The 23,719-nt window shown below is 62.4% G+C and carries 29 protein-coding genes and 1 other RNA gene; 17 read left to right on the forward strand and 13 right to left on the reverse strand.

Translation table 11 applies throughout. From position 1 onward, the window contains the following. Nucleotides 1–15: 15 nt before the first annotated feature. Nucleotides 16–1,143: a branched-chain amino acid ABC transporter substrate-binding protein gene (locus tag ACN9MZ_RS24135; protein ID WP_426339383.1), complete on the forward strand. Its 1,128-nt coding sequence runs from the start codon at nt 16–18 to the stop codon at nt 1,141–1,143. 44 nt (nt 1,144–1,187) lie between these two features. On the opposite strand, the gene ACN9MZ_RS24140 is transcribed toward ACN9MZ_RS24135, so the two are convergent. Continuing rightward, nucleotides 1,188–1,499 carry a c-type cytochrome gene (locus ACN9MZ_RS24140; protein ID WP_426339384.1) on the reverse strand — a complete coding sequence of 104 codons (312 nt, stop codon included), beginning with the start codon at nt 1,497–1,499 and terminating at the stop codon, nt 1,188–1,190. 110 nt (nt 1,500–1,609) lie between these two features. On the opposite strand from ACN9MZ_RS24140, the gene ACN9MZ_RS24145 reads away from it, so the two are divergent. Continuing rightward, nucleotides 1,610–1,843 carry a TIGR04438 family Trp-rich protein gene (locus ACN9MZ_RS24145; protein WP_426164085.1) on the forward strand — a complete coding sequence of 78 codons (234 nt, stop codon included), beginning with the start codon at nt 1,610–1,612 and terminating at the stop codon, nt 1,841–1,843. On the opposite strand, the gene ACN9MZ_RS24150 is transcribed toward ACN9MZ_RS24145, so the two are convergent. After that, nucleotides 1,806–2,606, reverse strand: coding sequence for an MBL fold metallo-hydrolase (locus ACN9MZ_RS24150; protein ID WP_426339385.1), 801 nt, complete (start codon nt 2,604–2,606; stop codon nt 1,806–1,808). The two genes, ACN9MZ_RS24145 and ACN9MZ_RS24150, sit on opposite strands and share 38 nt — an antisense overlap. Nucleotides 2,607–2,676: 70 nt before the next feature. On the opposite strand from ACN9MZ_RS24150, the gene ACN9MZ_RS24155 reads away from it, so the two are divergent. Next, nucleotides 2,677–3,633, forward strand: coding sequence for a GlxA family transcriptional regulator (locus tag ACN9MZ_RS24155; RefSeq protein ID WP_426339386.1), 957 nt, complete (start codon nt 2,677–2,679; stop codon nt 3,631–3,633). Nucleotides 3,634–3,715: 82 nt separating this feature from the next. Here the strand turns inward: ACN9MZ_RS24155 and ilvD are convergent, their stop codons facing one another. Next, complete coding sequence (gene ilvD, locus ACN9MZ_RS24160) at nt 3,716–5,581, reverse strand: dihydroxy-acid dehydratase (protein WP_426339387.1); 1,866 nt, start codon at nt 5,579–5,581, stop codon at nt 3,716–3,718. A gap of 90 nt (nt 5,582–5,671) precedes the next feature. Between ilvD and ACN9MZ_RS24165 the strand changes: the two genes are divergently transcribed. Beyond that, a complete protein-coding gene (locus tag ACN9MZ_RS24165; protein ID WP_426339388.1) occupies nt 5,672–6,568 on the forward strand; it encodes a LysR family transcriptional regulator in 897 nt (298 codons plus the stop codon). Next, nucleotides 6,569–7,390: a prolipoprotein diacylglyceryl transferase gene (lgt, locus tag ACN9MZ_RS24170; RefSeq protein WP_426339389.1), complete on the forward strand. Its 822-nt coding sequence runs from the start codon at nt 6,569–6,571 to the stop codon at nt 7,388–7,390. It begins immediately after the preceding gene. Here the strand turns inward: lgt and ACN9MZ_RS24175 are convergent. The 8 genes from ACN9MZ_RS24175 to ACN9MZ_RS24210 form a co-directional block, all read right to left on the reverse strand. After that, entirely contained in the window at nt 7,355–7,894 is a 540-nt protein-coding gene (locus ACN9MZ_RS24175) for a chromate transporter (protein ID WP_426339390.1), read from the reverse strand. The two genes, lgt and ACN9MZ_RS24175, sit on opposite strands and share 36 nt — an antisense overlap. Continuing rightward, nucleotides 7,891–8,457 (reverse strand): chromate transporter, encoded by a 567-nt coding sequence (locus ACN9MZ_RS24180; RefSeq protein ID WP_426339391.1) that lies wholly within the window; start codon nt 8,455–8,457, stop codon nt 7,891–7,893. Before ACN9MZ_RS24180 ends, ACN9MZ_RS24175 begins: the two co-directional genes overlap by 4 nt. A 58-nt stretch (nt 8,458–8,515) precedes the next feature. Next, nucleotides 8,516–9,319 carry a sulfite exporter TauE/SafE family protein gene (locus ACN9MZ_RS24185; protein ID WP_426339392.1) on the reverse strand — a complete coding sequence of 268 codons (804 nt, stop codon included), beginning with the start codon at nt 9,317–9,319 and terminating at the stop codon, nt 8,516–8,518. Continuing rightward, a complete protein-coding gene (locus ACN9MZ_RS24190; RefSeq protein ID WP_426164106.1) occupies nt 9,319–9,783 on the reverse strand; it encodes an EVE domain-containing protein in 465 nt (154 codons plus the stop codon). Before ACN9MZ_RS24190 ends, ACN9MZ_RS24185 begins: the two co-directional genes overlap by 1 nt. Nucleotides 9,784–9,848: 65 nt before the next feature. After that, a non-coding RNA gene (gene ssrS, locus ACN9MZ_RS24195) (6S RNA) lies at nt 9,849–10,029 on the reverse strand. A 57-nt stretch (nt 10,030–10,086) separates the two neighbouring features. Next, complete coding sequence (locus ACN9MZ_RS24200) at nt 10,087–10,389, reverse strand: cell division protein ZapA (protein WP_426339393.1); 303 nt, start codon at nt 10,387–10,389, stop codon at nt 10,087–10,089. Then, nucleotides 10,386–10,607: a hypothetical protein gene (locus tag ACN9MZ_RS24205; RefSeq protein ID WP_426164108.1), complete on the reverse strand. Its 222-nt coding sequence runs from the start codon at nt 10,605–10,607 to the stop codon at nt 10,386–10,388. The genes ACN9MZ_RS24200 and ACN9MZ_RS24205 overlap by 4 nt, the downstream gene beginning before the upstream one ends. A gap of 65 nt (nt 10,608–10,672) precedes the next feature. Next, nucleotides 10,673–10,798 carry a hypothetical protein gene (locus ACN9MZ_RS24210; protein ID WP_426164111.1) on the reverse strand — a complete coding sequence of 42 codons (126 nt, stop codon included), beginning with the start codon at nt 10,796–10,798 and terminating at the stop codon, nt 10,673–10,675. 133 nt (nt 10,799–10,931) lie between these two features. On the opposite strand from ACN9MZ_RS24210, the gene ACN9MZ_RS24215 reads away from it, so the two are divergent. The 11 genes from ACN9MZ_RS24215 to ACN9MZ_RS24265 all read left to right on the forward strand — a co-directional run bounded on the left by ACN9MZ_RS24215 (nt 10,932) and on the right by ACN9MZ_RS24265 (nt 20,417). Continuing rightward, nucleotides 10,932–11,612 (forward strand): response regulator transcription factor, encoded by a 681-nt coding sequence (locus ACN9MZ_RS24215; RefSeq protein WP_426339394.1) that lies wholly within the window; start codon nt 10,932–10,934, stop codon nt 11,610–11,612. After that, the gene (locus ACN9MZ_RS24220) at nt 11,609–13,003 is read left to right on the forward strand and encodes an ATP-binding protein (RefSeq protein WP_426339395.1); all 1,395 of its coding nucleotides are present in this window, start codon (nt 11,609–11,611) and stop codon (nt 13,001–13,003) included. The genes ACN9MZ_RS24215 and ACN9MZ_RS24220 overlap by 4 nt, the downstream gene beginning before the upstream one ends. A 199-nt stretch (nt 13,004–13,202) precedes the next feature. Continuing rightward, complete coding sequence (locus tag ACN9MZ_RS24225) at nt 13,203–13,943, forward strand: N-acyl amino acid synthase FeeM domain-containing protein (RefSeq protein ID WP_426339396.1); 741 nt, start codon at nt 13,203–13,205, stop codon at nt 13,941–13,943. Between the two features lie 5 nt (nt 13,944–13,948). Then, a complete protein-coding gene (locus ACN9MZ_RS24230; RefSeq protein ID WP_426339397.1) occupies nt 13,949–14,842 on the forward strand; it encodes a ThiF family adenylyltransferase in 894 nt (297 codons plus the stop codon). Between the two features lie 324 nt (nt 14,843–15,166). After that, on the forward strand, nt 15,167–15,979 hold the full coding sequence (pepA, locus tag ACN9MZ_RS24235) for a flocculation-associated PEP-CTERM protein PepA (RefSeq protein WP_426339398.1): 813 nt from the start codon (nt 15,167–15,169) through the stop codon (nt 15,977–15,979). Between the two features lie 247 nt (nt 15,980–16,226). Continuing rightward, nucleotides 16,227–16,517: a co-chaperone GroES gene (groES, locus tag ACN9MZ_RS24240; RefSeq protein WP_028101749.1), complete on the forward strand. Its 291-nt coding sequence runs from the start codon at nt 16,227–16,229 to the stop codon at nt 16,515–16,517. Between the two features lie 40 nt (nt 16,518–16,557). Continuing rightward, on the forward strand, nt 16,558–18,204 hold the full coding sequence (gene groL / locus ACN9MZ_RS24245) for a chaperonin GroEL (protein WP_426339399.1): 1,647 nt from the start codon (nt 16,558–16,560) through the stop codon (nt 18,202–18,204). Between the two features lie 196 nt (nt 18,205–18,400). After that, nucleotides 18,401–19,003 carry a PEP-CTERM sorting domain-containing protein gene (locus ACN9MZ_RS24250; RefSeq protein ID WP_426339400.1) on the forward strand — a complete coding sequence of 201 codons (603 nt, stop codon included), beginning with the start codon at nt 18,401–18,403 and terminating at the stop codon, nt 19,001–19,003. A gap of 102 nt (nt 19,004–19,105) precedes the next feature. Continuing rightward, nucleotides 19,106–19,567 (forward strand): hypothetical protein, encoded by a 462-nt coding sequence (locus tag ACN9MZ_RS24255; protein WP_426339401.1) that lies wholly within the window; start codon nt 19,106–19,108, stop codon nt 19,565–19,567. A 3-nt stretch (nt 19,568–19,570) separates the two neighbouring features. Beyond that, complete coding sequence (locus ACN9MZ_RS24260; protein WP_426339402.1) at nt 19,571–19,783, forward strand: hypothetical protein; 213 nt, start codon at nt 19,571–19,573, stop codon at nt 19,781–19,783. Nucleotides 19,784–19,796: 13 nt separating this feature from the next. Continuing rightward, nucleotides 19,797–20,417 (forward strand): hypothetical protein, encoded by a 621-nt coding sequence (locus tag ACN9MZ_RS24265; RefSeq protein WP_426339403.1) that lies wholly within the window; start codon nt 19,797–19,799, stop codon nt 20,415–20,417. Here ACN9MZ_RS24265 and ACN9MZ_RS24270 read toward each other — a convergent pair. Together ACN9MZ_RS24270 and ACN9MZ_RS24275 are read right to left on the reverse strand one after the other, a co-directional pair. After that, a complete protein-coding gene (locus tag ACN9MZ_RS24270; protein ID WP_426339404.1) occupies nt 20,395–21,630 on the reverse strand; it encodes an MFS transporter in 1,236 nt (411 codons plus the stop codon). The two genes, ACN9MZ_RS24265 and ACN9MZ_RS24270, sit on opposite strands and share 23 nt — an antisense overlap. Then, nucleotides 21,630–22,154 carry a PadR family transcriptional regulator gene (locus ACN9MZ_RS24275; protein ID WP_426164143.1) on the reverse strand — a complete coding sequence of 175 codons (525 nt, stop codon included), beginning with the start codon at nt 22,152–22,154 and terminating at the stop codon, nt 21,630–21,632. Before ACN9MZ_RS24275 ends, ACN9MZ_RS24270 begins: the two co-directional genes overlap by 1 nt. A 142-nt stretch (nt 22,155–22,296) precedes the next feature. Here ACN9MZ_RS24275 and ACN9MZ_RS24280 point away from each other — a divergent pair, with 142 nt between their 5' ends. Continuing rightward, a complete protein-coding gene (locus tag ACN9MZ_RS24280; protein ID WP_426339405.1) occupies nt 22,297–23,718 on the forward strand; it encodes a homospermidine synthase in 1,422 nt (473 codons plus the stop codon). Nucleotide 23,719 lies beyond the last annotated feature (1 nt).

Consider the following 23,719-nt stretch of genomic DNA (forward strand, 5'->3'; position numbering starts at 1 on the left):
TCAGGAGAAAGTGCAATGCAAACCAAAACCATCATCGCAGCCATCGCCTTGGCCTTTGCCGGCGCCGCGAGCGCCCAGGAAGTGGTCAAGATCGGCTACGTCGGGCCGCTGTCCGGCCAGTCCGCCCACCTGGGCAAGGACAACCAGAGCGGCGTGCGCATGGCGGTGGAAGACTTGAACGCCAAGGGATTCAAGGTCAACGGCAAGGCGGTCAAGTTCGAGATGGTGTCGGAAGACGATGCCGGCGACCCCAAACAGGGTACTTCGGCAGCGCAGAAACTGGTCGACGCCAAAGTACAGGGCGTGATCGGCCACCAGAATTCAGGCACCACCATTCCGGCATCCAAGATCTACTACGACGCCGGCATTCCGCAGATTTCGGCTTCGTCCACCAGCCCGGTGTACACCAACCAGGGCTTCAACACCACCTTCCGCGTGGTGGCGAACGACTTCAAGCTGGGCAGCTCGCTGGGCAAGTACGCCACGCAGAAACTGGGCGCCAAGCGCATCGCCGTGATCGACGACCGCACCGCCTACGGCCAGGGCGTGGCAGCCGAATTCCTGAAGGAAGCCAAGAAAGGCGCCGGCGTGCAGATCGTGGACAAGCAGTTCACCACCGACAAGTCGACCGATTTCAACGCCATCCTGACCTCGATCCGTTCCAAGAACCCGGACCTGGTGTTCTTCGGCGGCATGGACTCGGTGGGCGGCCCGCTGCTGCGCCAGATGAAGGCGCTCGGCATCAAGGCCAAGCTGATGGGCGGCGACGGCATCTGCACCGAAGCGCTGCCGAAACTGTCGGGTGGCGCCGACGACGTGGTGGTGTGCGCCGAAGCCGGCGGCGTGACGCCGGAGCAGGAGAAAAAGCTGGACGAATTTGCCGGCCGCTTCAAGAAGCGCTACGGCTACGACGTGCAGATCTACGCCCCGTACGCCTACGATGCAACGATGGCAATTGCCCACGCCATGGCCGACGCCAAGTCGACCGATCCGGCCAAGTACCTGCCCTTCCTGAAGAAGGTCAGGCATGACGGCATCAGCGGCACCATTGCCTTCGACGCCAAGGGGGATATCAAGGATGGGGCGCTGACGTTGTTTGGCTACAAGGCCGACAAGAAAACGCGCATCGAAGTCATCAAGTAATAAAAAAAGCCGGGCTAGCCCGGCTTTTTTACGCTGTGCTTGCGTCATTTCTGCGACAGGACCCACTTCACCAGGGTCTTGGCTTCCGCCTCGCTAACCTGCGGGTTGGCTGGCATCGGGACTGCGCCCCAGACGCCGGAACCGCCCTTCATGACTTTCGCAACCAGCTTGGCTTCAGCATCTTTCTGGCCGGCGTACTTGGCAGCGACGTCCTTGTAAGCCGGGCCAACCAGCTTGGTGGCCACTGCGTGGCAAGCCATGCAGTTTTTGGCCTTGGCCAGGTCAGCGTTTGCAAAAGCAGCCTGCGACGAGAAAGCCGCGGTAACCACGAAACCAACCAACAGTGAACGTTTCATTTTCATCTCCAGGAAAAAAACTGACACAATTCTACTCCACAACGCGCGCTGCGTATTATGGGTTGACCGTTAGCTGGATATTGCTATGATGGAATACTAAGGAGTTTTCCATGCCCATTATCTTATTGATTATCGCCCTCGTGGCACTGAAGTACTTTGAAGTCTGGAAGTTCGCCGACCTGTCGTGGTGGTGGATCGGCGGCATCATGGCCATTGCCTTTGTCTTTTTCGAAGTGATCGAGCCGATGCTGGGCCTCGACAAGCGCAAGGCCCACAACGTCGACGAGCAACGCCGCAAGGATCGCGTCAAGAAGGCGTTCGACGACCTGAAGAAGCGTAAGTAAGGGTTTCGCCATCCGCGGGCACGACGACGCGGCTGGCCAGGCCTGCACGCAGCGCCTGTTCTTGTAGCGCTGCCCGCTGAACCGGGCAGTGGCTCAAGGCTTCAAGATGGTTTGCCACCACGATGCCCTTCGTGGCGCGGGCGAACTGCAGCACCTCTTCGATTCCCATGATGATTTCGTGGCCCAGGTCGAACCTGGCGCCGCCAGCCGGTACGACGCTGACGTCGGGCTGGTGCCGCGCCAGGAAATCCAGCACTTCCTGCGTCAGGATGGTGTCGCCGGACAGGTACAGGCTCGGCTCTCCGGGCATCTCGATGAAATAACCCACACCGTGTTCCATCATCAGGCTGACCAGGCCTTTGCCGTGGCGGCAGTTCACGGTCCTGATGCGCCCTTCAAGGAAGGGCTGGGGTTCGTGATGTCCCGGCGCCAGCGGCTGCACGTTCAGGCCGCGCTGGCGCAGGTGTCCCTCATCATGCGGCGTACAGATGACGGGGATCTGCTTGCCACGCAACCAGGCTTTGGCGGCGCGGTCCAGATGATCGAAGTGGCCTTTCTGGCAGTGCGTAATCAGGCAATGCGTGACCGTTTCCAGCATGCCTCCCGTCAGCGGCGGCAGCTCGACGACCGGATTGCGCATCCTTTCTCCCAGCAGCTTGAGCGGCGGCAGCGCGCCCTTTGGCGCCAGCATGGGGTCCACGAGTATTTTGTATGGGCCAAACTCGATAATGGCCGTCGCGTTGCGAAGTTGAGTGATCTTCATGCCGAAATTGTGCGCCCGGGCGGCTCGCCCTACAATGGCATGATCCGACACAATCCATCCATTTCCAGCCATGCGCATCGGCCTCCTGCTCTACCCGAATTGCCTGCCTGCCGGCTTGTTTGCCGCGATGGACTTGCTGCACGCCGCCAACCTGCGGGCCGGCAAGGCGCTGTTTGAACCGTTCTTTGTCGCCGCCCGCGCCGGCAAGGTCGAATGCGCGCACGGCCAACAGCTGCGCGCCGCGATAGCGCTGGACGAAGCGGGAGTGGATGCCTTGATGGTGCCGGGCTTCTGGGGCCAGTCGCTGGGCCAGGCTACGCGCACGCTGGACGCCAATGCAGGCCTTGTCACCATGCTTGCCGCGCTGCCGCGCCGCGTGCAGCTCTGGGCTTACTGCACCGGCGTATGCCTGGCGGCAGGCAGCGGCCGGCTGGACAGGCAGGCCGCAACGATCACCTGGTGGCTGGCGGAATTCGCCGCAACGAATTTCGGCAAGGTGCGCTGGCAGTTCGAGCGCACGCTGGCATTCAACGAACGCAACGCGACGGCCTCGGGCGTGAATGGGTATTTGCCGATCGTGCAGGCGTTGATAGAGGACCGGCTGGGCAAGGAAGCCTATCGCGAATTGACCAGGCTGATGGTGCTGCCGCGGCCGGAAGAAAAGACGCATCTCGCCTTCCACCTGCTCGACCTGATTGAGCAGCAGGACACCCTGCTGCGCAAGCTGCACCTGGTCGTCGAACAATTGGACGCAGGCGACGCAACGCTGGCGCGCGTGGCGCACCTGCTGCATACGACGGAGAGGACGCTGGCGCGCAAGGTCCTGGCGGCAAGCAGCATGCCGGCCGCAGCCTACATCCGCCGCATCAAGCTAAAGCAGGTGAGCGAACGCCTGATTTACACCAGGGCGTCCGCCACCGCGATCAGTCTTGAGCTGGGCTTCAGCAGCGATTCAGGCATGCGCCGCATGTTCAAGGACCTGACCGGCTTCACCCCAGCCCAGTACCGAACTAACTTCAGTAGATGAAAGTCGGGGTCAGGTCTGGCAATCCGCCATCTTTTTCGCATCGCGAAAAAGATGGCGGATTGCCAGACCTGACCCCGACTTTTTATTTGCGAGCGAGCTGGCTGAGGTCGCGCACGGCGCCGCGGTCGGCGGAGGTGGTGAGCGCGGCGTAGGCTTGCAGGGCTTGCGAGACGTAGCGCTCGCGATTCACCGGTTTCCAGGCATCGGCGCCGCGCGCTTCCATTGCGGCGCGGCGCTGTGCCAGCGTCTCCGGCGTCACGCGCAGGTTGATGGTGCGCGCCGGGATGTCGATGTCGATCATGTCGCCCTCTTCCACCAGGCCGATGGCGCCGCCTTCGGCTGCTTCCGGCGAAGCGTGGCCGATCACCAGGCCGGACGAGCCGCCGGAGAAACGGCCATCGGTGAACAGCGCGCATGCCTTGCCCAGGCCTTTCGACTTGATGTACGAGGTCGGGTACAGCATTTCCTGCATGCCCGGGCCGCCTTTCGGGCCTTCGTAGCGGATGATGACCACGTCGCCTTCGTGCACGGTGTCGCCCAAAATGCCTTCCACTGCAGCGTCCTGGCTTTCGAACACGCGTGCCTTGCCGCTGAATTTCAGGATCGATTCATCCACGCCCGCGGTCTTCACGATGCAGCCTTTTTCGGCGATGTTCCCGTGCAGGACCGCCAGGCCGCCGTCCTTCGAATATGCGTGCTCCAGGTCGCGGATGCAGCCGCTGCTGCGGTCCAGGTCCGAGGAGGCATAGCGCTCGGACTGCGAGAACGCCACCTGGGTCGGCACGCCGCCAGGCGCTGCGCGGAACAGCTGGTGCACGGCCGCGTCGTCGCTGCGCTTGATGTCGTACTTTTCAATGGCTTCGGCCATGGTCGGGCTGTGCACCGTGTGCTGCGTGGTGTCCAGCAGGCCGGCGCGCGCCAGTTCGCCGAGGATGGCAGTGATGCCGCCGGCGCGGTGCACGTCTTCGATATGGAACTTGTCGGTCATCGGCGCCACCTTGCACAGGCATGGCACCTTGCGCGAGATGCGGTCGATGTCGGCCATGGTGAACGGCACCTGCGCTTCGTGCGCGGCTGCCAGCAGGTGCAGCACGGTGTTGGTGGAACCGCCCATGGAGACGTCCAGCGCCATCGCGTTCTCGAACGCTTCCTTGGTGGCGATGGAGCGCGGCAGCACGCTGTAGTCGTCCTGTTCGTAGTGGCGCTTGGTGATTTCCACGATCAGGCGGCCGGCGCGCAGGAACAGTTCCCTGCGGTCGCTGTGGGTAGCGACAATGGTGCCGTTGCCGGGCAGGGACAGGCCCAGCGCTTCGGTCAGGCAGTTCATCGAGTTGGCGGTGAACATGCCGGAGCAGGAACCGCAGGTCGGGCAGGCCGAGCGCTCGATTTCCGCCACGTCGGCATCGGATACGGTGCGGTCGCCGGCCTTGATCATGGCGTCGACCAGGTCCAGCTTGATGATCTTTTCGCCGCCGTTGACAGCCTTGATCACCTTGCCCGCTTCCATCGGGCCGCCGGAGACGAAGACGGCCGGGATGTTCAGGCGCATGGCTGCCATCAGCATGCCGGGGGTGATCTTGTCGCAGTTGGAGATGCAGACCATGGCGTCGGCGCAGTGCGCGTTGACCATGTATTCGACAGAGTCGGCGATCAGGTCGCGCGAGGGCAGCGAGTACAGCATGCCGCCGTGGCCCATGGCGATGCCGTCGTCAACGGCGATGGTGTTGAATTCCTTGGCTACGCCGCCCGCTGCTTCGATCTCGCGTGCAACCAACTGGCCCAGGTCCTTCAGGTGGACGTGGCCCGGCACGAACTGGGTGAAGGAATTGACCACGGCGATGATCGGTTTGTTGAAATCGCCATCTTTCATGCCGGTGGCACGCCACAGGGCGCGCGCGCCTGCCATATTGCGGCCTTGGGTGGTGGTGTAGGAACGGTATTGCGGCATGGTGGGGTCTCCTCAGTAAGAGTCCAAGGTTGCCTTGGCCCTGACGAGTTGTCAAATATATGATAATCGCTACTGTGATATTCTTTGCGAATGAATATCGAACTTCGCCAGCTGCGCTATTTCGCCACGGTCGCCGAGGAACTGCATTTCGGCCGCGCCGCGCGCCGCCTCCACATGACGCAACCGCCGCTGTCGCAGACCATCATGGCGCTGGAGGAGATGCTGGGCGCACCGCTGTTCGAGCGCAACCGGCGCGGCGTGGCGCTGACCGCGGCCGGCGAAGCATTGCTGCCTGAGGCGCGCCGCCTGCTCGAACAGTCTGCAGCCCTGCCGGTGCTGGTGCAGCGCGCAGCCAGCGGCGCCAGCGGGCGCCTGTCGCTGGCTTTCGTGTCGTCCGCCGACTACAGCGTGCTGCCACCGACGCTGCAGGCTTATCGCGCCGAATTCCCGCAGGTAGAGATCACCCTGAAGGAAGCCACCTCCGACCTGCAACTGGACGATCTGCTGGAAGGCCGTGTGGACGCCGGCCTGCTGATCCCGCCCCTGCCCGACCGCGCACGGCAGGAACTCGACTACCTGCCCGTCCTGAGCGAACCGCTGGTGCTGGCCGCACCCGCGGGACTGCCTGCACTGGCGCGGGCGCGTACCGCCGACTTGCGCAAGCTGGCAGGCCTGCCCCTGATCATATTCCCGCGCCATATCTCGCCCGGCCTATACGACGCCATCCTGTCGGTGTTCCGCGAGGCAGGCATCACCGCCGAGGTGGGGCAGGAAGCGATCCAGATGCAGACCATCGTCAGCCTCGTTTCGGCTGGCATGGGTATCGCACTTGTGCCACAATCCGTGTCGAATTTGCGCCGGCCGGGCGTGGAATACCTGCCCCTGGTCCAGAGCACGCCGCTGGTGGAAACCGGCCTGGCCTGGCGGCGCGACAATGCCTCGCCCGTGCTGCGCGGCTTTTTGGAATTGATGAGAAAGAGAATCTGAATGCCGTTAATGCATCCAATGCCCGATCCGGTCGCCGTCCACCTGGGTCCTGTGGCGATCCACTGGTATGGCCTGATGTACGTGCTGGCCTTTGCCATGTTCATTGCGCTGGGCCGCGTGCGCATCAAGCAGCCGCACATTGCCGCGCAAGGGTGGACCAAGGAAGACCTGGACGACATGCTGTTCTACGGAATGCTGGGCGTCATTGTGGGCGGCCGCCTGGGCGAAGTGTTCTTCTACCAGCCGGAAATGCTGCTGACGCCGCTGCGCATCTTCAAAGTGTGGGAAGGCGGCATGAGCTTCCACGGCGGCTTCCTGGGCGTATTGATCGGCATGGCGCTGTGGGCGCGCAAACGCAAGCGCAACCTGCTGGACGTGTATGACTTCATCGCGCCGCTGGTGCCGCTCGGCTATGCCGCCGGCCGCATGGGCAATTTCATCAACGCCGAACTGCCGGGGCGCATTGTCAGCGATCCGAACCTGCCATGGGCGATGATCTACCCGAACGCAGGCCCGATGCCGCGCCACCCCTCGGCGATCTACCAGATGCTGGTCGACGGCATCCTGGTGTTCTGCATCCTGTGGCCGTTCGCGCGCAAGGCCCGCCCTCGCCTGGCAGTCGGTGCGCTGTACGTGCTGCTGTACGGCTGCGCGCGTTTCTTCACCGAGTGGTTCCGCACGCCGGACTGGGAAATCACCGTGGCCGGCCTGCCGATCACTTCAGGCCAGATGCTGTCGCTGCCGATGATTATCGGCGCCGTCATCATGCTGGTATGGGCGTACCGCTCAAACCAGCCCGATAGCGCCGGCCAGCGCGCCTAAGGCAATCAGCCACAAGGGATTCAGCTTGGTCGCATAGGCCGCCGCCGCGGCGGCCAGCGCCAGCACGATGCCGCGCCATCCGGCGCCGGCCACACTCAGGAAAGTCCAGGCGGCGCCGGCCAGCATGCCGGCCGCCAGCGGCGCCAGCGCATCGCGCAGCGCGCCGGCCCAGCGTCCTCCTCCGCCGCCATGGCGGTTGATCACCGTCCCCAAAGCCAAAACCAGGCAAGACGAAGGCACGATGGCCGCCAGCGTGACGACGACCGCACCCAGCCAGCCCTTGATCATCCAGCCGATCAGCGTGACGAACAGCAGGTTCGGGCCGGGGGCTGCTTGCGCCAGGGCGTACATTGCGGCGAACTGTTCGTCGGTCAGCCAATGGTTTTGCACGGAGACGTAATGGTGCACGTCCGGCGCGACCAGCACCACGCCGCCGCCGATTGCCGTCAGCGACAGCACAGCCAGGTGCCAGGCCAGGCCGCCCAGTTTGACTTCTTCGTTCATGGCTTACTCCAGACGAAGGCGAATAGCAGGAAGCCGATCGGCACCAGCGTGGCAACCACCGTGATGAGTCCGACCTTCGCCACGCCCAGGCCGACGAATGCCGCCGCCAACAGCGCGACCTGCGCCATGCGGCGGCCGCGCCGGGCGGTGCCGCGCAACATGCCCACTGCGAGCTTGAGTGCAGTCGCGAGGATCAGGCCCGACGCTGCGGCAGCCATGCCGCGCATGGCGTTGATGAACAGCGGATGGTGCGCCAGCTCCTGGTAGGCCGCGCCAAGCGCGATCACGATGAAGAATGGGCCGAGCAGGAGGCCGGCCAGCGCGGCAAAACCGCCTGCCACGCCGGCGTAGCGCTGGCCGACCATCACTGACAGGTTGCAGATCGTGGGCCCGGGCAGCAGCTGCGCGATGCTGAGGAGCTGGCCGAATTCAGCGGCGCTCAGCCACTGCGTGCGTTCGACCAGGTGGCGGTAGGCAAAGGGCAGCACGCCGCCAAAGCCCTGCATCGCCATGTGAGAGAAGACCTTGAACAGCGCCCAGCATCCGACCCGTGCATCCTGCATCGCCACCTCCAATCAGCCCGGCACGTCCGGCTGCCGCCGGGGCGCCGCCACGCATGCGCTACGCGAACGCGTGATGGAACATATATCCCGCCAGTGCAAACAGCACCACGGCAAACACCCGCTTGAGCGCCGCCACATCCATTTTGTGCGCCATGCGCGCGCCGAGCGGCGCCATGGTTACGCTGGCTGCCACGATCACGGCCAGCGCCGGCAAATAGACGAAGCCCAGCGAATGCTGCGGCAGGCCCGGCTCCGACCAGCCAAAGTAAATATTCGACAAGGTGCCCGAAAGCGCGATCGGGAAGCCCAGCGCCGCGCTGGTCGCCACCGCCTGGTGGATACGCACATTACACCAGGCCATGAACGGCACCGAGATGAAACCTCCGCCCGCGCCCACCAGCCCCGCCACGGTGCCGATCACGCCGCCCGCGGCAAACATGCCCGCCGTGCCAGGCAATTCGCGCCCGGCGGAAGGCTTCCGGTTGCGCAGCATCTGCAGCGCTGAAAACGCGACGAACAGCGCAAACAGCAGCGCCAGCGCAGAAGCGTTCATCTGCTTGCCGATCCAGGGCCCGATCCACGAACCAAGCACGATGCCCGGCGCCATCAACGCCACAATGCGCCACTGCACGACGCCATGCCGATGGTGCGCACGCACCGATGACAGGGAAGTAAACATGATCGTCGCCAGCGAAGTCGCAATTGCCATATGCACCACCAGCCCGGGCGCAAAGCCCTTGGCCGTGAAGATCATGGTGATGAAGGGTACCAGCACCATTCCGCCGCCAATCCCCAGCAAACCCGCTGCGTATCCGCCGCCCGCCCCCATCAGGAGCAGGATGCCGACCAGGCTCCAATCCATCAATCGCCTTTCAGCAGCGCCATCACATGCTTCCACTGGGCCGGCGTGACCGGCGTGATCGACAGGCGGCTGCCTTTTTGCAGCACCACCATATCTTCGAGCTGCGGCAGCGTACGCATTTCCGCCAGGGACAGCAGGCGGGTCTTGCGCACGCCCTTCACGTCGACCGAAATCCAGCGCGGCTGCTCCTGTGTTGCCTTCGCATCGTAATAATGGCTCTTGGGATCGAACTGCGTGGCGTCGGGATAAGGCCCGCTGGCCACTTCTGCGATGCCGGCAATGCCCGGCTCGGGACAGGAAGAATGGTAGAACAGGACGCCGTCGCCAACCTTCATCGCATCGCGCATGAAGTTGCGGGCCTGGTAGTTGCGCACGCCGAACCACGGCACCGTCTTGCCCTTGGCAGACATCACGTCGTCGATGCTGACTTCGTCGGGCTCAGACTTCATCAACCAGTATTGCATGGCTCTCCTCTGGGCGTAAAAAAACGGTTGCGCACCCTCGGGTGCTGGCAACCGCTTTCATGGAATGAGGCCCCGCCTGTGCCGTTATGCCGGCATCCCGAACCTTACGGTTCAAGGTGGTTGCAGTTAGTTCAACTTCGGGTTCATCAGACTAGTGACGCTCACGCCCGTCGAACAAATTTCCGCAACCGATGCGTGTAAATGGTTCAAGGAATATATGGCAAATCTCGAACACCGCAGGGTGACACGAAGTTTACTCCTCAAACGTTTTGCGGGAAAGGCCTTTAAGACAATTTTTGGGAATTAGAAGAGATTCTCTTGCGGGGTCAGCGCGTTGTCGAGCACCTTGTGCATGGCGCCCAGCTTCTCCTGCACTTCCAGCATCGACGGGCCGCCGTTGGCAGTTTTCGATGCGAGAAATTCCGCCGCCATGCCCAGCGCCGCCATCACGGCGATGCGGTCATTGCCCTTGACTTTGCCGGCGTCGCGGATGGCACACATCTTCTTGTCGAGCAGGTTGGCCGCTTCGCGCAGTGCGCGTTCTTCATCGGCCTTGCATGCCAGCTTGTAGGGCTGGCCCATGATGGTCACGTCGACATGGATCATTGCGCATCCTCAGGAGTGTCTGCTTCGGCAGCGGGGATTTTATCCAGCAGCGCCATCACGCGGGCATGCGCTTCGCCCAGGCGGCGTTGGTATTCGAGATTATCGGCCACCAGGGCTGCATTGGCCTGGCGCAACTGAGCGTTCTCACGGCGCAAGGTGTGCGCGAGTTCCGCCAGGCGGTCGATTTTATCGGAAAGTTCTTGGAAGTCTGCGATCATCCCGAAACTATATGGCCGTACGGTTGCACGGTCAACTTGGTGTTAAACATTCTTACGATTGTAGCTCATTTGAAAGGATGGCCGGCAATCTTGCGCGCCGCCGCCGCGATGTCGATGCACACGTCCTTGAATGCGCCGCCGATGTCGGCCAGGTCATTGCCTAGTTCCCTGAACCAGATGCCAAGGCTCATGATCCGTCTCCCGTGATTGAACCCCGCCATTACACCAAACGAAAATGACAGCTGGCCCACGCTTTGATTACAAAGCTGTAATCGAGCGCCGTCCGCATTGACGGCGCTTTGGCATTTCCTGACAATGCAGGGCATGAAAGCCCTACTGGTAGAAGACGAACAGCGAATCGCGAGCTTTGTATGCGGCGGATTGCGCGAACAAGGCATCCTGGTGGACCATTGCGAAGATGGGAACCAGGGCTATGACTACGCGCTGTCACGCCAGTACGACATCATCCTGCTCGACATCATGGTGCCGGGCCGCGACGGCCTGGCGATCCTGAAAGCCCTGCGCCGCGACGGCCGCGATACGCCGGTGATCCTGCTCACCGCGCGCAATGAACTGGACGACCGGCTGGAAGGCCTGAACCTGGGCGCCGACGATTACCTGGCCAAGCCGTTCTATGTGGAAGAACTGATTGCCCGCATCCACGCCCTGCTGCGCCGCGTGAGCGGCGAACGGCAGAACGTGCTGACCGCCGGCCCGCTCAAGCTGGACCGCCTGTCGCGCGTGGCGGAACTCGATGGCCGCGAAGTAGAACTGACCAGCCGCGAATTCAACCTGATGGAATACCTGATGCGTGCACCGGGCCGGGTCTATACCCGCACCCAGATCCTCGAGCACGTTTGGGGCTACGATTTCGACCCGCAAACCAATATGGTCGACGTCTGCATCCAGCGCCTGCGCAAGAAGCTGGCCTTGCCCGAACACGTGGCCATCGAAGCGGTGCGCGGCGTCGGCTACCGCCTGCGCAAGCCCGACGGCGAAGCATGACGCCGTCGCACCGCCCCTTCATCCGTTCGTACCGGCTGCGGGTGGCGCTGACGACCGGCGGCCTGGTCACGGCCGTGGTGGCCGTGCTGTTTGTCGCCGCCGCCCTGACTTTGCTGAACCGGCGCGCAGCCATCATCGACCGCGTCATGCTGGCCCAACTGGCCGGGCCGGGCTTCGGCGCTTCGCCGGTCCCGCTCTGGAATGCCATCGACGCCCACCTGAACGCCAGCTTCAGCGGCTTTGCGCCGGAAGGCGACGACGAGAAATTCGCCATCCTGCGCGCGGCGGACGATGCGCGCGGCGTGATTTACCAAAGCCCCAACTGGCCCGCTTCGCTGCTGGTACCGGAAGCGAACGACAGGCAGCTGCGCACTTACTACGGCGGCGGCAGCCAATGGCGCATCGGCCAGGTCCGGCGCGGCAGCGTGCTGGTGCAAATGGGCGTCAACACCACCCTGTCGGAAGCGCAACTGGTCGTTTCGATCAAGCGCTTCGGCGCTTTCGTGGTTGTGCTGTGCCTGATGGTATGCGGCGTGGCCTGGTACCTGGCCGGGCGCGCCATGCGCCCGATCGAGCACCTGAGCGGCGTGATGGAGCGCATCCGCGCCAGCGATTTGCGCCAGCGCGTGGCGGCCGACGAAGAGGCGCTGGAGTTCGAGCGCCTGGTCACCGTGTTCAACGACATGCTGGACCGGCTGGAGCGCAGCTTCCTGCAGTCGGCCCGCTTCTCCGGCGACGCCGCGCACGAACTGCGCACGCCGGTCTCGATCCTGCAGGGCGAACTGGAACGCGCCTTCGAACGCGCCGGCGCCTATCCGGAACTGGAACAGTCGCTGGCCGACATGCTGGACGAAGTGCGGCGCCTCGACAATGTGGTGCGCAAGCTGCTGATGCTCTCGCGCGCGGACGCCGGCCAGCTCCAGATACCGATGCAGGCGCTCGACCTGGTGCCAGTCCTGCGCGAACTGGCCGACGACCTGGACCTGATGGCGCCCGAGCGCCCGCTGCGGCTCGACCTGCCGCCGCGCATGCAGGCGCAAGGCGATGCCGACCTGTTGCGCCAGGTACTGCAAAACCTGGTCAGCAACGCCGTCAAATATGGCGTGCCGCAAGGCTGGATCGCCATCACCGGCCGCCGCACCGCCAGCGGCTGGCAAATCGACGTGGCCAACGCCTCCGCCGGCATCGCCTTCGAGCAGCGCGACCGCCTGTTCGACCGCTTCTACCGCGCCGGCCATGCCTACAACCGCCGCGTGGCCGGCGTGGGACTGGGCCTGGCCCTGGCGCGCGAGATCGCCCGCGCCCACGGCGGCGAACTGCGCCTGTCCGACTGCACCGCAAGCGAAGTGACTTTCAGCCTGTCCCTGCCGGCAAGCGCAAGCGACAACTGACTAGCAATTCAGGCATATCAAGCTTCCAAGAAATATAACCGTCCGGAAATGCCGGACGCCCCTCGTTCATAGAGGGGGCGTGCCGCCACGCCCGCCCCGCGCACGCTTGCATGAGCTGCCGTTGCGACAGCAAGCTGAACTTGTCATTATTTATTTACGAAAAGACCACAAATTCTGACAAGTTATGCTGGGAGGGACTATGCAGTACAAGCAGGTCGAACGGGTCGACGCTGCGCTCGACGCAACACGCACCGACGACCCCTTTCGCGATGACCGCTTGCTGGCGGAAATGCAGGACATCGTCACCGGGGAGAACACCTTCGGCATCAGATTAGTCGACACGCCCGAAGGGCGCAGCAAGGCTAGCATGCTGATCCACAAGATGTATGCCTGGCGTGGCCTGGAGGGCACCCATGCACTGACCGATGATCCGAACCGCGTCACGCTCATGGCGCACAACCGCGACGAAGCAGTCGGCACGCTGACCCTGGGGCTGGACAGCCCGTCCGGCATCCTGGCCGACCAGCTGTTCCGCGCCGAGATCGACGCCTTCCGGGCGCGCGGCAAACGTGTCTGCGAATTCATCAAGCTGGCCTTCGACATGGGGCCAAAATCGAAGAGCTACCTGGCAGCGCTGATCCACCTGGCCGTCATGTATGCCTACGACATCCACCGCTACGACGTGCTGTTCATCGAAGTCACGCCGCGCCATCGCCAGTTCTACCAGCGCATGCTCGGCTTTCGCCAGCTTGGCGAAGAGGTCGTCAATCCGCGCGTCAACGTGCGCGGGGTGCTGATGCACATCGAATTGTCGTACATGAAGGAGCAGATCCGCCTTCATGGCGGACAGCCCGATTCCGAGGAACGTTCCTTCTATCCCCTGTTCTTCTCGCAGCATGAAGAAGCGGGAATCATCCAACGCCTGCGGGAACAGGAATAATCGCCATGGCCGAATCCAACACCGAACGCCGCTTCGATTACGCGCAAGCCTTCTCGCGCAATATCGGCTGGGTCACCGAAGCAGAGCAGCAAGCCCTGCGCAACAAGTGCGTGGCGATCGCCGGCGCCGGCGGCGTGGGCGGGGTGCATTTGCTGACCCTGGCGCGCATGGGAGTCGGTGCTTTCCACCTGGCCGACTTCGACACCTTCGACATCCCCAACTTCAACCGCCAGGCCGGCGCCTTCATGTCGACGCTGGGCCAGCCCAAGGTCGAGGTGATGGCGCGCATGGCGCGCGACATCAACCCCGAAGTCAAGATCCGCACCTTTCCGCAGGGCGTAAACCAGGGCAACCTGCGCGATTTCCTGCAAGGGGCGGACGTGTATGTCGACGGGCTCGACTTCTTCGCCTTCGAGGCGCGCAAGCAGACCTATGCCATGTGCGAGGCGCTGGGCGTGCCGGCCACTTGCGCGGCGCCGTTGGGCATGAGCGTGGCGGGCCTGAACTTCGTGCCGGGCGGGATGACCTTCGAGGAGTACTTCGGCTGGGGCGACCTGCCGGAACTGGACATGGCCATCCGCTTCCTGGTCGGCCTGGCGCCGGCCGCCCTGCACCGCAGTTACCTGGTGCCGGGCGGTATCAACCTGGCGGAGCGGCGCGGCGCCTCGACCTCGATGGCTTGCCAGCTCTGCTCGGGCGTGGCCGCCACCCAGGCCATCAAGATGATGCTCAAGCGCGGCAAGATCCTGGCGGCACCGCAGGGCTTCCAGTACGACGCCTATCGCGACAAATTCGTCTACACCTGGCGCCCGGGCGGCAATAGCCATCCCCTGAACTGGCTGGCGATCCAATTAGCCAAGCGCAAATTCTCGGCAATGCTGGCGGCGCAGTCCAAATAAATGCAGTTTGATTTTAAATTAATACTCACGCCAAGCGCGGCATAAAAAGTCACACAACATATCAAAGTATGCGAATGTTCACCAAATATATCATCCAAGTCGTTGAATTTGCTACTTAATCTTGAGAAGCTACATGTCGGAATATTTTACAGAGCAGGCCGCGCAGCGCAAACAACATGGTTTGAAAGTTAATACTAAGTTTTTGTTTTTCGGTCGCATTTTAAATATGGCATATGTATTGCTTGGATAAAGATCATGACGTGAACAAATTGAATGCTCAGTCATCCCAAAACTGGTGCTTTATCCTCTCAACGGAGAAATGTAATGAAGATTCTCACACCTAGCGTTCGCGGCCTGGCCGCCAGCATGCTGCTAGCGTTTGGCGCTCTGGCAACTGGCAGCGCTGCCGCTGCACCCTCCTTCCAGGTGGACCCAACGGGACTGGCACCGGCCGGCAACATCTTCACCGCCGACGCCCTCAACGGCGTGTCGTCCGCGCGCGTGGCCTATACCGGCGTGGGCAACAATTACGTGTCCAACGGCTACATCGTGTTCAGCGGCTTCTCGCTGAATTCGAACAACGTGTCGACTGCGGATACCCGCGTCAACTTCGACTATGGCTTGTATGCCACTTTCCACCAGGACTTCTCTTGCAGCGGCATTCTTGGCCCGGGCGTCTCCTGCACCCCGACCGCGCTGTCGCTGCAGCTGTGGGCCGACGTCGGCAACGACAACACCTATAACCAGGCCGTGGTCGGAACCGATCCGTCGATCAACTTTGCCGGTGCCCAAACCCAGCTGGCCTGGTCCGACTTTGCCTACAATGGCGTAGGCGGCATCGACAATCTCGGCGGCGTGTTCCAGAACGTCACCATGAGCTGGTTCCTGACCGCGGAAGGCAAAGCCTACTTCTTCGACCCGGATCCGTTCTACACTGCCTCGTTCGCAGCATTCAACAACACCACGCAAGGGGTCGATTGCGATACCGTGGACTGCACCAACGCCCTCGACATTGCCATCACGCAGGAAGGCGGCATCCTTGATTTTGTCGCCCCCGTCCCTGAACCGGGCGTGCTGGGGCTGCTCGGCATCGGCCTGCTCGGCATGGCAGGCGTGTATCGCCGTAAACAGCATTGATCTGCATGCCTGACCAAGATGGGACCGGCGACGGTCCCATTTTTCGTTTATCACCGCCCCGCTTTACCCCCTCCCGGCCACTCGCGCGCCATGCCATTGCATCTTTGGCATGATTACCATCAATTCAACGTTTGACCAATCGCAAAGAAATTCCCTTGAAAAGGGAAAGTGTCGTCCCTATAATTGTTGGCACTCGTTAGCCGAGAGTGCTAACAACTGTCAATAAACCGAGTAAAAGGAGTTTTGTATGAACCTTCGCCCTTTGCATGACCGCGTCATCGTCAAACGCCTGGACCAGGAAACCAAGACCGCGTCCGGCCTGATCATCCCTGATGCAGCCGCTGAGAAGCCGGACCAGGGTGAAGTGCTGGCAGTTGGCAACGGCAAAGTTGCTGACAACGGCACCGTGCGTGCTCTGGAAGTGAAAGTGGGCGACCGCGTTCTGTTCGGCAAATACGCCGGCCAAGCCGTCAAGGTAGACGGCCAGGAACTGCTGGTAATGCGCGAAGAAGACATCATGGCCGTGGTACAGAAGTAATCACAGCCCCTAGACAGACAGTATTCAGGAGAAAACAAACATGGCAGCTAAAGAAGTCATTTTCGGCGATTCCGCTCGCTCCAAGATGGTCGAAGGCGTGAACATCCTCGCCAACGCCGTTAAAGTCACCCTGGGCCCGAAAGGCCGCAACGTGGTGCTGGAGCGCTCCTTCGGCGCCCCAACCGTCACCAAGGACGGCGTGTCGGTCGCCAAGGAGATCGAGCTCAAAGATAAGCTGATGAACATGGGCGCGCAGATGGTCAAGGAAGTCGCTTCCAAGACCTCCGACAACGCCGGTGACGGTACCACCACCGCAACCGTGCTGGCCCAGGCGATCGTGCGCGAAGGCATGAAATACGTTGCCGCCGGCATGAACCCGATGGACCTGAAGCGCGGCATCGACAAGGCAGTTGCTGCCACCGTCGAACAGCTGAAGGCCATCTCCAAGCCATGCACCACCTCCAAGGAAATCGCCCAGGTTGGCGCGATCTCCGCCAACTCCGACGCATCGATCGGCGAGCGCATTTCCGAAGCGATGGAAAAAGTGGGCAAGGAAGGCGTCATCACCGTTGAAGACGGCAAGTCCCTGCACGACGAGCTGGACATCGTGGAAGGCATGCAGTTCGACCGCGGCTACCTGTCCCCATACTTCATCAACAACCAGGAAAAGCAAGTTGCCGTCCTGGAGAACCCATTCGTCCTGCTGTGCGACAAGAAGATCTCCAACATCCGCGACCTGCTGCCAGTACTGGAGCAAGTAGCCAAAGCCGGCCGTCCACTGCTGATCATCGCTGAAGACATCGAAGGCGAAGCGCTGGCGACCCTGGTGGTCAACAACATCCGCGGCATCCTGAAGACCTGCGCAGTGAAAGCTCCGGGCTTCGGCGACCGTCGCAAGGCCATGCTGGAAGACATCGCCATCCTGACCGGCGGCCAGGTAGTGGCTGAAGAAGTCGGCCTGACCCTGGAAAAAGCCAGCCTGGCAGAACTGGGCCAAGCCAAGCGTATCGAAGTGGGCAAGGAAAACACCATCGTCATCGACGGCGCAGGCGAAGCTTCCGCCATCGAAGGCCGCGTGGCCCAGATCCGCACCCAGATCGAAGGCGCGACCTCCGACTACGACCGCGAAAAACTGCAAGAGCGCGTGGCCAAGCTGGCCGGCGGCGTTGCCGTGATCAAGGTTGGCGCAGCCACCGAAGTCGAGATGAAAGAGAAGAAGGCCCGCGTTGAAGACGCACTGCACGCAACCCGCGCAGCTGTGGAAGAAGGCATTGTGCCAGGCGGCGGCGTAGCCCTGCTGCGTGCCCGCGCTTCGCTGAACGTAAAAGGCGACAACGCCGACCAGGACGCCGGCATCAAGATCGTGCTGCGCGCCATGGAAGAGCCACTGCGCATGATCGTCACCAACGCCGGCGAAGAAGCTTCGGTGGTCGTGAACGCCGTCCAGGCCGGCACCGGCAACTACGGCTACAACGCTGCCAACGGCACCTACGGCGACATGGTTGAAATGGGCGTGCTGGACCCAGCCAAGGTAACCCGTTCCGCGCTGCAGAACGCTGCCTCCATCGCTGGCCTGATGCTGACCACCGACTGCATGGTTGCTGAAGTCGTAGAAGACAAACCGGCCGGCGGCATGGGCGGTATGGGCGGCATGGGCGGCATGGGTGGCATGGACGGCATGATGTAATCGCCGACAGCCTCACAGCTGGCTAAAAAGCCTGCAAGGTTCGCGCCTTGCAGGCTTTTTCTTTATTGAGATACGTCATTTCCCTAGGCGACGCAGCGGTCGTCATGGCGGCAAATCATCGCAAGTAGGCAAGCCGGCAAATAACCGTGCTACAATCACAATAACTTTTACGCAACTTGCATTTAATTTCGACAATATGAAGAAACTTCTGACCGCCCTCCTGTTTGTCGTCGCAGGCACCGCCTATGCGGGCCCGATGGAATTGATCACCAATGGCAGCTTTGAAAAGAACGGCGTAGCGGCTGGTTCCTGGACCATCAAGTCCGCGCTGGACGGTTGGAGCGTCGGCGCAAAAGGTGTTGAAGTGCGCAATAACGTGGCCGGTACGGCGCAGGACGGCGGCAACTTCCTGGAGCTGGACTCCTCGGTCAATAGCTGGATCAGCCAGACCATCGACACCGTTGCCGGCGGCAGGTACGACCTGTCCTTCTACTACGCCCCGCGCGAACACACATCGGCCGCCACCAACGGCATCGACGTGCTGTGGAACGGCAATCTGCTGAAGCACGTCGAGCAAGACAACTTCACCTCCAAGACCAATTGGTTCAAGATCGAGTTGTCGATGTTTGCCGTCGGCAGCCTGTCGAACCTGAGCTTCCAGGCTTCCGGCATCAGCGACAGCATCGGCGGTTCGCTCGATAACGTCTCGCTGAAGGCAGTACCGGAGCCTGCAACCATCGCCTCGATGCTGCTCGGCCTGGGCATGATGGGCCTTGCCCTGCGCCGCCGCAAGCAGTAAGCGTCCACTCTGCGTATCCCGAAAGCCTGCCTGGTTCACGCCTCGCAGGCTTTTTAATTCTGTTAGTATTGGCGCACTTTCACCGCATGGTCGTGCCAAGCAATGTCTTCCTCCCGTAAATCCGCCCTCGCCGGCGCAGTGGCCGGCCTGCTCCTTGCAGGTATCGGCGCCTGGTATGCAAGCAATCACAAAATCCATGCAACTGCTACGCCGATGGCCGCTGCGCCGGCGCCTGTGGCCATGCCGGCAGCGAAAGCAAACGTGAGCCGCGACCAGGCTGTTGAAAAGCTGATGGCGCTGCCGGAGCTGAAACGCCTGGCGGACGCCATCGAAAAGCGCAGCGGCGGCGAGCGCCATGGGGCGCTGCTTGAAACCGATCCAGCGCCGCGCGACGTGAACGGCAGCCCTTATTACCAGCTCATTTTCGTGGAGAATGGCGACGACATGGCGCAAGCTGTGGCCAGTTTCCTGGTCTCGCACGTGAACGGCGATATCCTGGTTGAAGACGATATCAGCGGCGAGCTGATGTCGCTCGATCAATGGCGCAAAGGCTTGAAGGACTAGATCATGTACACCCTCTATTACGGCAAAGTTGCAGCCAGCCTGGCGATCCACGCGGCGCTGAAAGAGATCGGCGTGCCTTTCGAACGGGTGGCAAACGAGCTTGAAGCGGGCCAGCAGCGCAGTCCTGAATACCTGTGCATCCACCCGCAAGGCAAGGTGGCTACCCTCCTCATCGACGGCAAGCCCGGCGCCGAATCGGCGGACCTGAAGCATTAACTGGATGGTAAAGATGTTCAAGAAGTTGTTTGCGGCGTTCAGCGCCAAGTCGAAAGTCCGCGCTGACGCGCCGTACGGCACGGAAGAGTTAAACACCGTGCACAAGATGCTGTTCGCCGACGATGCCGGCCAGCTCTTTGGCGAAGCTCCCGACGCGCGCGTGGTGCAAGCCATCGCACAGGACGCAAGCGAAGAATCGCGCGTGCGGCTGCTGGCTGCGCACTGGCTGCGCGCCAACGGCCATGCCCCGGCCGCGCCGGAAGTGCTGGGCGTGGTAATCGAAGTGCCGCTGGACGGCAGCATGGACACCCTGGCCGCCTACGCTGACGGGCGCGTGCGCTACATCAACCAGACCGGGCGCACCGCCGTTTTCGAAGGGGCGCCGGCCGACGTGGCGGCGCAGGCGAAAACGCTGGTGGCAAGCGCCATCCCGGCCTTCATCAAGGCTTCGCCGCAAAGACCGGTGTATGCACCGGGCCCGGGCCAGTTGCGCTTCACCTTCCTGTCGCAGGACGGCAATCGCGTCACCGATGGCTTCTTCAGCGACGTCGTGCGCGATGAACTGGGCAAGCCCGTGCTCGAGCAAGGCCAGCGGCTGCTGGACCTGGTGGTCAAGCAGGGGAACGCGCGGTAAGCGGGAGGGGGGCGCTCTGCACCCGCCCGATCCACCACACCGAGAACACGATCAGCACCGAGGCAATGACGCCGATGGTGCCGTATCCCAGCAAGCGCCCTGTCGCATCGGTATGCACCAGCAGGCCGCCGGCAAAGGCGCCAACCCCCGTTCCCACCTGCTGGACCGCCGCGTTCGCGCTGAGGAAAGCGCCGCGCCGCTGCGGCTCGGGGATGGTGGTCAGCAGCGCCTGCAACGGCACGAAGCGGCCCGACATGGCAACCATGAAGAATGGGAAGAACAGCATGATCGCCAGCAGCGGGATGTGCGGCATGTGCGTCATGAACAGCGTCGGCGCAATCGAGAACAGCGCTACCCAGCGGAATACGCGTTGCTTGCCGGCCCTGTCGGACCAGCCGCCAATCAGGCGTGAGCTGAACAGGGTCGCAATGCCGCCGCACAGGTAGACGTAGCTGATCTGCGCCGGTTCGATGCCGAGGTTCCCGACCAGCATGGGCGAAATGAAGGGGATCACCATCATGCCGCTGACCGTCACCACAAAGCACAGCAGGAAACCGCGCAAGTGGGCGCCCACCGCGAACAGGCCAAGCAGCTCGGGCAGCACGCGCGCCAGCGGCACCGGCGCGTTCGCCAGGTGCGCAGTCATCGACGGCAAGCTGCGCGCAGCGACCAGCCACACGACCATCGACAATACTACCAGCAGGTAGAACGGCGACTGCCAGCCGAAGTGGGCGCCCAGCATGACGCCGATCGGCACGCCCGCGATCGCGGCCATGCTGAAGGAAGTCATCACGACGCCAGTGGCGGCGCCGCGGCGTTCTTGTGGAATCAGGTCGGCGATGATGGACATGCTGATCGCCCCCAGCACGCCGCCGGTCATGCCGGCAAAAGCTCGCGACAGCACCAGCACGTGGAAATTCGGCGCCAGGGCGCAGGCCAGGTTCGACAGGTTGAACAGCATGAACACGGTCAGTTGCAGCTTCTTGCGGTCAAAGCGGTCGGCATAGGTTGCCGCCAGCAGGCCGGAAAGCCCGGCGCACCAAGCGTAGGCCGATACGGCGCCGGAAACCTGGGCGGCGCTGATGGTGAATGCCTTCATCAATTGCGGAGCAAGCGGCATCATGACCATGAAGTCCATGATGACGGTGAATTGGATGAACGCCAGCAGCCACAGGACTGTGCGTTCGCGTTGCGGAGTGAGTGTCTGGGTCATCAGCTGAGTTGGTTAATGTCGTTGATGGCGCGCTTGAGGATAGCGCGAATTGCGTCGACGTGCTCGCGGCTGGCACGCGGGCCGCGGCCGCGGGTGATGACGGCGTCTTTCAGGGCATGCATCAGGGTGCGCAAATCGCCGCCGTCTTCGCCCCTCGCGTTTTCCACCAGGCGCGCCATGTAGGCGTCCACCATATTGCGGTTCTCGTCGAGGAACTGCTGCCCTTCCGGCAAGACCGAATACAGCTTCTTGTTGCCATCCTTGACGATGTCGACATGGCCCATGTCGGCCATCATCGACAGCAGCGGGTAGATCGCGCCCGGGCTGGGCGAGTAGCTGCCGCCGGTCAGCGTTTCCAGTTCCTTGATGATTTCGTAGCCGTGGCGCGGCTTGTCGGCGATCAGTTGCAGCACGACGTAGCGCATGGCGCCAGCGTCAAACATCTTGGGCCCGCGGCCGCCGCCGCGCTGGTGATGGTGGTGTTCATGGTGCAGCCGGTGGTGGCCGCGGAAAAAGTGGAACATGGCTTTCTCCTGGAAAGTTAAGATATATCTCAATAAGACATATCTTAACTTATATTTTGCAAAATGCAAGAAGCTTGAAATGTTAAATCCCGCATGGAAGCCAACCGGCGTGCGCCACACAATGGCCTCACTTAGGGGAGATATGATGGAAAACCATAAACAATACGGCGTATTGCCTGGGCGCCTGGTCATGCTCGGCTTCGGCAGCATCGGCCAGGCCGTGGTGCCCTTGCTGTTTCGGCATTTCGGGCTGGAGCCATCCCAGCTCACCGTCGTGTCGCGCGGCCCGGACAAGAGCGGCGTCGCCGAGGAATATGGCATCGAATACCAGGCTACACCGCTGCAGGAGGGGAGCCTCGAGAGCATCCTCGATCCCCTGCTGCGCAAGGGCGACTTCCTGCTTAACCTCTCGGTCGACGTGTCGAGCCTGGACCTGATCCGCTATTGCTGGCGGCGTGGCGTCCTTTATCTCGACACATGCACGGAACCGTGGAGGGGCTTTTACGATGACGAAAAACTATCGTTGTCGCAGCGTTCGAACTACGCGCTGCGCGAGGCAGTGCTGGCCTTCCGCCTCGACAAGCGCCACGGCGCGACAGCCGTGGTGACGCAAGGCGCCAATCCGGGCCTGGCCTCCGTGCTCGTCAAACAGGCGCTGATGAATATGGCGCGCGACCAGCGCCTCGAAGTGGCGCGGCCCGACTGCTACGAAGACTGGGCCAGGCTGGCGCACAAGCTCGATATCAAAGTGATCCACATCGCCGAACGCGATACGCAAATCTCCAGCCGCCGCAAGGCGCGCGACGAATTCGTCAACACCTGGTCGGTGGACGGCTTCGTCAGCGAGGGCTTGCAGCCGGCGGAGCTGGGCTGGGGCAGCCATGAGAAGCATTGGCCGGCCGATGCCGCGCGCCACGGCTACGGCAGCGACGCCGCCATTTATCTGAAGCGCCCCGGCATCGCCACGCGCGTGCGAAGCTGGACGCCGCTCGAGGGGCCTTATCACGGCTTCCTCGTCACGCACGCCGAGTCGATTTCGATCGCCGACCACCTGACGCTGCGCGAAAACAACGAAGTGGTGTACCGTCCTACCGTGCACTATGCCTACCATCCCTGCGACGACGCAGTGCTGTCGCTGCACGAAGTGGCCGGCAAGAACTGGCAGCAGCAAAGCGAACAACGCATCATCGGCAAGGAAATCGAAAGCGGGATGGACGAACTGGGCGTGCTCCTGATGGGTAACTCGAAAGGCGCCTACTGGTTCGGTTCGCGCCTTGGCATCGAACAGGCGCGCGAACTGGCGCCGCACAACTCGGCGACTTCACTGCAAGTGGTGGCGGGCATCCTGGGCGGCATGGCATGGGCCCTGCGCAATCCCGATTGCGGCGTGGTGGAGCCGGACGACATCGACGACCAACTGGTCATGGAAATCGCCGCGCCCTACCTGGGCGAGCTGGTCGGCGTGTATGGCGACTGGACACCCCTCAAGGAGCGCAGCGGCCTGTTCGACGAGCCGCGCGACCTGGACGATCCCTGGCAGTTCCTGAACTTCCGCGTCACCTGAC

This window comes from Pseudoduganella sp. S-14 (assembly GCF_049913285.1).
Taxonomy (GTDB): Bacteria; Pseudomonadota; Gammaproteobacteria; order Burkholderiales; family Burkholderiaceae_D; genus Rugamonas.

Coding starts and splice junctions, on each gene's coding strand:
- ACN9MZ_RS24255 (WP_426339401.1), top strand. CDS start 19,106: ATGTCTTCCTCCCGTAAATCCGCCCTCGCCGGCGCAGTGGCCGGCCTG.
- ACN9MZ_RS24220 (WP_426339395.1), top strand. CDS start 11,609: ATGACGCCGTCGCACCGCCCCTTCATCCGTTCGTACCGGCTGCGGGTG.
- ACN9MZ_RS24185 (WP_426339392.1), bottom strand. CDS start 9,319: ATGGATTGGAGCCTGGTCGGCATCCTGCTCCTGATGGGGGCGGGCGGC.
- ACN9MZ_RS24270 (WP_426339404.1), bottom strand. CDS start 21,630: ATGACCCAGACACTCACTCCGCAACGCGAACGCACAGTCCTGTGGCTG.
- ACN9MZ_RS24205 (WP_426164108.1), bottom strand. CDS start 10,607: ATGATCGCAGACTTCCAAGAACTTTCCGATAAAATCGACCGCCTGGCG.
- ACN9MZ_RS24135 (WP_426339383.1), top strand. CDS start 16: ATGCAAACCAAAACCATCATCGCAGCCATCGCCTTGGCCTTTGCCGGC.
- ACN9MZ_RS24265 (WP_426339403.1), top strand. CDS start 19,797: ATGTTCAAGAAGTTGTTTGCGGCGTTCAGCGCCAAGTCGAAAGTCCGC.
- ACN9MZ_RS24215 (WP_426339394.1), top strand. CDS start 10,932: ATGAAAGCCCTACTGGTAGAAGACGAACAGCGAATCGCGAGCTTTGTA.
- ACN9MZ_RS24175 (WP_426339390.1), bottom strand. CDS start 7,894: ATGAACGAAGAAGTCAAACTGGGCGGCCTGGCCTGGCACCTGGCTGTG.
- ACN9MZ_RS24180 (WP_426339391.1), bottom strand. CDS start 8,457: ATGCAGGATGCACGGGTCGGATGCTGGGCGCTGTTCAAGGTCTTCTCT.
- ACN9MZ_RS24150 (WP_426339385.1), bottom strand. CDS start 2,606: ATGAAGATCACTCAACTTCGCAACGCGACGGCCATTATCGAGTTTGGC.
- groES (WP_028101749.1), top strand. CDS start 16,227: ATGAACCTTCGCCCTTTGCATGACCGCGTCATCGTCAAACGCCTGGAC.
- ACN9MZ_RS24260 (WP_426339402.1), top strand. CDS start 19,571: ATGTACACCCTCTATTACGGCAAAGTTGCAGCCAGCCTGGCGATCCAC.
- ACN9MZ_RS24200 (WP_426339393.1), bottom strand. CDS start 10,389: ATGATCCATGTCGACGTGACCATCATGGGCCAGCCCTACAAGCTGGCA.
- ACN9MZ_RS24250 (WP_426339400.1), top strand. CDS start 18,401: ATGAAGAAACTTCTGACCGCCCTCCTGTTTGTCGTCGCAGGCACCGCC.
- ACN9MZ_RS24210 (WP_426164111.1), bottom strand. CDS start 10,798: ATGAGCCTTGGCATCTGGTTCAGGGAACTAGGCAATGACCTGGCCGAC.
- ACN9MZ_RS24230 (WP_426339397.1), top strand. CDS start 13,949: ATGGCCGAATCCAACACCGAACGCCGCTTCGATTACGCGCAAGCCTTC.
- ACN9MZ_RS24190 (WP_426164106.1), bottom strand. CDS start 9,783: ATGCAATACTGGTTGATGAAGTCTGAGCCCGACGAAGTCAGCATCGAC.
- ACN9MZ_RS24140 (WP_426339384.1), bottom strand. CDS start 1,499: ATGAAACGTTCACTGTTGGTTGGTTTCGTGGTTACCGCGGCTTTCTCG.
- ACN9MZ_RS24165 (WP_426339388.1), top strand. CDS start 5,672: ATGAATATCGAACTTCGCCAGCTGCGCTATTTCGCCACGGTCGCCGAG.
- ACN9MZ_RS24275 (WP_426164143.1), bottom strand. CDS start 22,154: ATGTTCCACTTTTTCCGCGGCCACCACCGGCTGCACCATGAACACCAC.
- ilvD (WP_426339387.1), bottom strand. CDS start 5,581: ATGCCGCAATACCGTTCCTACACCACCACCCAAGGCCGCAATATGGCA.
- groL (WP_426339399.1), top strand. CDS start 16,558: ATGGCAGCTAAAGAAGTCATTTTCGGCGATTCCGCTCGCTCCAAGATG.
- ACN9MZ_RS24145 (WP_426164085.1), top strand. CDS start 1,610: ATGCCCATTATCTTATTGATTATCGCCCTCGTGGCACTGAAGTACTTT.
- ACN9MZ_RS24280 (WP_426339405.1), top strand. CDS start 22,297: ATGATGGAAAACCATAAACAATACGGCGTATTGCCTGGGCGCCTGGTC.
- ACN9MZ_RS24225 (WP_426339396.1), top strand. CDS start 13,203: ATGCAGTACAAGCAGGTCGAACGGGTCGACGCTGCGCTCGACGCAACA.
- pepA (WP_426339398.1), top strand. CDS start 15,167: ATGAAGATTCTCACACCTAGCGTTCGCGGCCTGGCCGCCAGCATGCTG.
- lgt (WP_426339389.1), top strand. CDS start 6,569: ATGCCGTTAATGCATCCAATGCCCGATCCGGTCGCCGTCCACCTGGGT.
- ACN9MZ_RS24155 (WP_426339386.1), top strand. CDS start 2,677: ATGCGCATCGGCCTCCTGCTCTACCCGAATTGCCTGCCTGCCGGCTTG.